This is a genomic window from Streptomyces sp. NPDC004561 (assembly GCF_053602155.1).
This window is the reverse complement of record NZ_JBSGDB010000489.1, coordinates 1-6336: the sequence shown is the minus strand read 5'-3', so window position 1 is coordinate 6336 and position 6336 is coordinate 1. Positions and strand designations below refer to the sequence as shown.

Below are 6336 nucleotides of genomic sequence, written 5' to 3'. Positions count from 1 at the left end.
AGGTCGGGGTGGACCGCGTCGTGGCCGCCCTCCGGGGAGCCGATCGCCCACGGCACGCCGACGTCCTCGGGACCGGCGGAGAGGGTGTTGTTGCGGCCCTTGCGGAACGTCGTGCCGATCGGGTGGATCGGGGGGAGGTAGACGACGTCGAAGCCCATCTCCGCGATCGCCTTCAGCCGCCGCGCAGCCGTGCGGAACGTGCCGTGGGGATGCTCGGGGGTGCCCTCCGACCGGGGGAAGAACTCGTACCAGGAGCCGTACAGGGCCCGTTCGCGCTCCACCAGCAGCGGCATCGGATCGGAGGCGGTGACCAACTCCCGCAGCGGATACCGGGCCAGCACCGCCGTCACCTCCGGCGCCAGGGCGGCCGCGAGGCGCCAGGCGGGCGGGCGGTCCTCGGCGCGCAGGGCCGCCACCGCGTCCAGTACGACCGGGCGTTGTTCGTCCGGGACTCCGGCGGCCGCCTGTTCGTACAGGCGTGCCCCTTCCGTCATGACCAGGTCGGTGTCGATGCCCGCCGGGATCTTGATCTGCGCGTGGTGCCGCCAGGTGGCGAGCGGGTCCGACCACGCCTCGACCGTGTAGGTCCAGTGGCCGGGTTCGCCCACGGTGACGGTGGCGCCCCAACGGTCGGTGCCCGGGGCGAGTTCCCGCATCGGCGTCCAGGGGCCCGGCAGGCCCGCCGGGTCCCGCAGCACCACGTTCGCCGCGACGGCGTCGTGGCCCTCGCGGAACACGGTGGCCGACACCTCGAACGACTCGCCGGTCACCGCTTTCGCGGGCCGGCGCCCGTGCTGGACCACGGGACGTACGTCGAGAACGGGGATACGGCCGAGCGTGGTGTCCCGGGGCGTGGGCGGCCCGTCGCCGGGACCGGACTGTCCGGGCGTGTCGGCGGCAGGCTTTGCCGCGTTCTTGCCCGTTGTTTTCTTTGCCGCTGCCTTGGCCTTGCTGCTTGTCGGAGGTGCTGACGAGTGGTGCGTGGCGGGCATGACCGCTCCTGTCCGCGTCAACGTGGGTGTGGGCGGATGGATATGGGGAGGTGGGTCCTGCGGAGGTGCTGTGGAACGCCTGTGGGGTTGTGTACCGGAGGAGCCTTCCCACCCTCTTCGGGTGGGCAACCGGCACTTTGTTAACTACTCACGCGTATGTCTACGCACAAGACCGGCCCACTTGTTCGAGTGCCCCGCAGCCCGCTCCCCACGCCCCGACACCCCCGACCGGGTACCTCCCCACCGACGCCCCGGTAACCACTACCGTCGGGTGTGACGACGAGACGTACAGCGCCGTGCGTCTCACCCCGCAACGCGTCGAGGTGGAATGTGAAGGCGATCCGTCGGTTCACCGTCCGTCCCGTTCTCCCCGAACCCCTCCGGCCGCTGAGCGATCTGGCGCGCAATCTGCGCTGGTCCTGGCATGCGGAAACGCGCGACCTGTTCCAGTCCGTAGACCCCGAGGCCTGGGCCGCCGCCGGGGGCGACCCGGTCGGGCTGCTGGGCCGGGTGCGCCCGGCACGCCTCGCCGAGCTGACCGGGGACCGCAGGTTCCTGCGGCGCCTCACCGCGGTCGCCGACGACCTCGACGACTATCTGACCGGCGACCGCTGGTACCAGGCCCAGGCCGAGGGCCTGCCGGCCGCGGTCGCCTACTTCTCCCCGGAGTTCGGCATCACGGCCGCGCTGCCGCAGTACTCCGGCGGTCTCGGCATCCTCGCCGGCGACCACCTCAAGGCGGCCAGCGACCTCGGCGTACCGCTCATCGGGGTCGGGCTGCTGTACCGGCACGGGTACTTCCGGCAGACCCTGTCCCGGGACGGCTGGCAGCAGGAGCACTACCCGGTGCTCGACCCCAACGAACTGCCCGTCACCCAGCTGAAGGAGGCCGACGGCACCCCGGCACAGGTCTCCCTCGCGCTGCCCGGCGGCAGGGCGCTGCGCGCCAGGGTCTGGCTGGCGCAGGTGGGCCGGGTGCCGCTGCTGATGCTCGACTCGGACGTGGAGGAGAACGACCTCGGCGAACGCGGGGTGACCGACCGGCTCTACGGCGGCGGCAGCGAGCACCGGCTGCTCCAGGAGATGCTGCTCGGCATAGGGGGCGTGCGGGCGGTGCGGACCTACTGCCGGCTCACCGGGCACCCGGAGCCGGAGGTGTTCCACACCAACGAGGGGCACGCGGGTTTCCTTGGCCTGGAACGGATCGCCGAACTGTGCGCGGCCGGACTGGACTTCGCGTCTGCGCTGGAGGCCGTGCGCGGCGGGACCGTCTTCACCACGCACACCCCGGTCCCGGCCGGCATCGACCGCTTCGACCGGGAGCTGGTCGCCCGGCACTTCGGGCCCGACGCCGAACTCCCCGGCATCGACGTGCAGCGGATCCTGTCGCTCGGCATGGAGACCTACCCGGGCGGCGAACCGAACCTGTTCAACATGGCCGTGATGGGCCTCAGGCTCGCCCAGCGGGCCAACGGGGTGTCGCTGCTGCACGGTCAGGTCAGCCGCGAGATGTTCGCGGGACTGTGGCCGGGATTCGACGCCGAGGAGGTGCCGATCACCTCCGTGACCAACGGGGTGCACGCGCCCACCTGGGTGGCACCGGAGGTGCTGCGGCTCGGCGCCCGGCAGATCGGCGCCCAGCGGACCGAGGACGCGCTGACCGTCGGCGGCTCCGAGCGCTGGGACTCGGTCGCGGACATCCCGGACCAGGAGGTCTGGGAGCTGCGCCACACCCTGCGCGAGCAACTGGTGCTGGAGGTGCGGGAACGGCTGCGCGCCTCCTGGCGGCAGCGCGGTGCGGGCAACGCCGAGCTGGGCTGGATCGACGGCGTCCTCGACCCGGACGTCCTGACGATCGGCTTCGCACGCCGGGTCCCTTCCTACAAGCGCCTCACCTTGATGCTGCGTGACCGCGACCGCCTGATGGAGCTCCTGCTCCACCCGGAGCGCCCGATCCAGATCGTCGTCGCGGGCAAGGCCCACCCGGCGGACGACGGCGGAAAGCGCCTGGTCCAGGAGCTGGTCCGGTTCGCCGACGACCCGAGGGTCCGCCATCGCATCGTCTTCCTGCCCGACTACGGCATGGCGATGGCGCAGAAGCTCTACCCCGGCTGCGACGTCTGGCTGAACAACCCCCTGCGTCCCCTGGAGGCGTGCGGCACCTCCGGGATGAAGGCGGCCCTGAACGGCTGCCTGAACCTGTCCGTCCTGGACGGCTGGTGGGACGAGTGGTTCCAGCCGGACTTCGGCTGGGCCGTCCCGACGGCGGACGGCGCGGGGATGGACACCGACCGCCGCGACGACATCGAGGCGGCGGCCCTCTACGACCTCCTCGAACAGCGGGTCACCCCGCGCTTCTACGAGCGCGGCCGGGGCGGGCTGCCCGACCGCTGGATCGAGATGGTCCGCCAGACCCTCACCCTGCTCGGCCCGAAGGTGCTGGCCGGCCGCATGGTCCGCGAGTACGTCGAGCGCCTCTACGCCCCGGCCGCCCAGTCGCACCGCGCGCTGGCCCCGGACACCGCCCGGGACCTGGCCGAGTGGAAGGCCCGGGTGCGGGCCGCGTGGCACGGGGTGAGCGTCGACCACGTCGAGACGACCGCGACGACGGCCACGGCGGAACTGGGCACGACGGTGGGCCTGCGGGTCCGGGTCGGCCTCGGTGAGCTGAGCCCGGACGACGTCGAGGTCCAGGCGGTGTCCGGGCGGGTGGACGCGCAGGACCGCATCACCGACGCGACCGTCGTCCCGCTGAAGCCGACGGGCGCGCCCGACCTGGAGGGCCGCATGTTGTACGAGGGCCCGCTCTCCCTCGACCGCACGGGCCCGTACGGCTACACGGTCCGCATCCTCCCGTCCCACCGCCTCCTCACCTCCGCCGCCGAGCTGGGCCTCGTGACGGTACCTCCGGAGGATGTGGTGGAGGGCGCGGGAGTACTCCTGCGCTGACGCGCGGCTGCCTTCAGGGCGTCGACGAAGAGAGCGAAGGATCCGGCCGGGACGGCGAGAGTGCCTCCGGCCGGGTCCTTGCAGTCGCGGGTGCGAACTTGCGACGGCCCAGCTCGTTGATCACGTCGGACAGGATCGACTCGGACACCGCCGCGCTCTTCGTGCAGTTCGTCGACTCCTGCCTGGCCGACCCCCAGGCGAAGCAGATGTGGAGGGACCTGATGACCGCGATCCAGTACTTCTGGCGCCACCCGCTGGCCGAGCAGGTACGCGAGGAAGGGCGGGAACAAGGACTGGAACAAGGTCTGGAGCAGGGGCGTGTCCAGGATCGGCAGGAGATGACCCTTCGCATCCTGGAGTGGCGCGACATCCCGGTGTCCGACTCCGTCCGGGAGCGCGTGGAGACCTGCACGGACCTGGCCCAGCTGGAACTCTGGGCCCAACGGGCCGTACACGCCACGGACGCGACGGAGCTGTTCGCCGGGGAGTGAGGTTCCGCTGAGGGGCGAGTCGGTGTGATCGGCTCGCCCCCGGCCACTGTGCGCGGCCTACTCGGCGATGCCCCGGGTGAGGATGACGACGGTGACGAAGGTTCGGTACAGGTGGATCGGGTCGTCGTCGCGGAGGCGGACGGTGAGGTCGTCCTCGCGGGTCACGCCGTTGATCCAGGTCGCCATCTCGGTCAGGTCGGCGTTGCGGAATCGGACCGTCAGGGTGGCGGGCAGGGTGATCTCGGGCAGCCGGGCGTCCGGCAGCTGCCGTACCGCGGCCTCGGCGGTCTGCCGGATCACCTCGCGGGCCTGCTCCGGATGCAGGCTGTCGGCGGCGAAGCGGGAGACCGACGTCTTCACCACCGCCGCCCTGATGCCCGGACAGAACGGCCCGGCCTGCTCGGCGGTGACGTCGTCGCCCGTGATCAGCACGATCGGCACCCCGTGTCCGAGCGCGACCAGGGCGTTGATCCCGGCCTCCCCGGTCGGCATGCCGTTCAGCCGGACCTCGGCGATCGCGCGCGGGTTGTACGTGTGCGACAGCGTGGCCGGGGCGCCGGACATCGAGCCGTGGTACGAGACGAAGAAGACGGCGTCGAACGAGGCGTCGAGCCCCTGCATCATGTACAGCGGCTTGTGCCGGCCGGACAGGTAGCGCGCCCGGTGCGCCAGGCGGTCCGGCCGCAGGTTGGCCATCGCCGAGTGCGAGTCGTTGACCAGGAACTCCCGTGCGCCGGCCGCCGCGGCGCCCTCGATCGCCGCGTTGACCTCCTGCTCCAGCAGTTCCCGGTAGTGCCCGTACTCGGGGCTCGGCGGCCGGCACTGTGCCCAGTCGACGACGCCCGCGGTGCCCTCCATGTCCGACGAGACGAAGACCTTCATCCGTGCGCTCCCCTCGGTGTCCGCCACCCGTCTGTGCGTTCAGTAGCAGATCATGCCGCTCCCGGGCGGCGTCCGGTCGGGGTGGTGACCTCACGGCGCGAGCAACTGCGCCAGGCCGGAGCAGTCGTTGCCGCCGGAGGGATCCGCCGAGTACAGCCAGTACACGGTCGCCAGCAGGGCCGGCACCAGGAGCGGACCGGCCACCGCCGACACCGCCGCCGGTCCGCGCCGCTCAGTCTCCTGACCGCCCTGCCTGAGCCTGAAGTTCTGGTTGTTCTCGGCGGCAGCCCAGGTGTCGGAGTGCGCGAGGTACTTGTCCACCGAGTCGATTCCGGTCCGGTTGCCGATCGTCCAGGTGTCGTCGTCGCTGGTTCCCCAGATCGATGCCGGGGCTCCCGCCAGGGCCGTCAGTCCTCTTCGACTTCGGCGCACAGTTCCCGCAGGACCTTGCCGCAGCGGCGGGCGTACGCGTGCTGGAAGCCTCGGGTCGCCGGGCCGCCGGCCTTCGCGTACCACTTGGCCGGTCTGCTGAAGGCCGCGACCGTCAGCCAGACCGTGCCGTCGCCGGTGCGGTCGACGACGAAGGCCTCCTCGCCGGACTCGGGGTGGCCCTCGAGGGTGCCGTAGGCCCAGCCGGCCCGGCGGGGTTCCTCGGTGGTCCAGACGATGCGGCAGGGGGCCTTGACGATGCCGGCGAGGGTGACGGTCACGTCCACGTCGGGGGCCGCGCGATCGGCGCTCGCGTCGACGCTCACCCCCAGGCCGCGGTGCATCTCCCAGGTGAGGAGCGCTTCGGTGGCCCGGCGGAAGACCTCGTGGCCCTCTCCGAGACGGGTGCGGACGAGCATGGGGCGGAAGCCGGGCGGGCAGTACGTCAGGTCGTCGCGGGTCGCGCCGACCGGCTCGTAGGTGAAGGGCGCCGAGGACATGGGTCACAAGGGTAGGGCGGCACCCGGGACGTCTTCCGCCCGGGTGCCGCCCGGCACCTACCTGTGTCCGCCCGCGGTCAGTTGACGTTGACC

5 protein-coding genes and 1 pseudogene are annotated in these 6336 nt (G+C 71.9%); 2 read left to right on the top strand and 4 right to left on the bottom strand.

What is annotated here, in order from left to right; translation table 11 throughout:
• Positions 1 to 992, bottom strand: a 992-nt coding sequence (locus ACWEN3_RS38670; protein ID WP_452981080.1) for a maltotransferase domain-containing protein, incomplete at its 3' end; no start/stop codon positions are given.
• A gap of 330 nt (positions 993 to 1322) precedes the next feature.
• Between ACWEN3_RS38670 and ACWEN3_RS38665 the strand changes: the two genes are divergently transcribed.
• Positions 1323 to 3941 (top strand): glycosyltransferase family 1 protein, encoded by a 2619-nt coding sequence (locus tag ACWEN3_RS38665; RefSeq protein WP_452981077.1) that lies wholly within the window; start codon positions 1323 to 1325, stop codon positions 3939 to 3941.
• A gap of 134 nt (positions 3942 to 4075) precedes the next feature.
• A pseudogene (locus ACWEN3_RS38660) lies at positions 4076 to 4432 on the top strand (hypothetical protein); the annotation flags it as partial.
• 57 nt (positions 4433 to 4489) lie between these two features.
• Here ACWEN3_RS38660 and ACWEN3_RS38655 read toward each other — a convergent pair.
• The 3 genes from ACWEN3_RS38655 to ACWEN3_RS38645 form a co-directional block, all read right to left on the bottom strand.
• On the bottom strand, positions 4490 to 5314 hold the full coding sequence (locus tag ACWEN3_RS38655) for a M55 family metallopeptidase (RefSeq protein WP_452981074.1): 825 nt from the start codon (positions 5312 to 5314) through the stop codon (positions 4490 to 4492).
• Between the two features lie 90 nt (positions 5315 to 5404).
• Positions 5405 to 5746, bottom strand: coding sequence for a hypothetical protein (locus tag ACWEN3_RS38650; RefSeq protein ID WP_452981071.1), 342 nt, complete (start codon positions 5744 to 5746; stop codon positions 5405 to 5407).
• Entirely contained in the window at positions 5722 to 6243 is a 522-nt protein-coding gene (locus ACWEN3_RS38645) for a DUF1990 domain-containing protein (protein WP_452981068.1), read from the bottom strand. Before ACWEN3_RS38645 ends, ACWEN3_RS38650 begins: the two co-directional genes overlap by 25 nt.
• Positions 6244 to 6336: the final 93 nt, after the last annotated feature.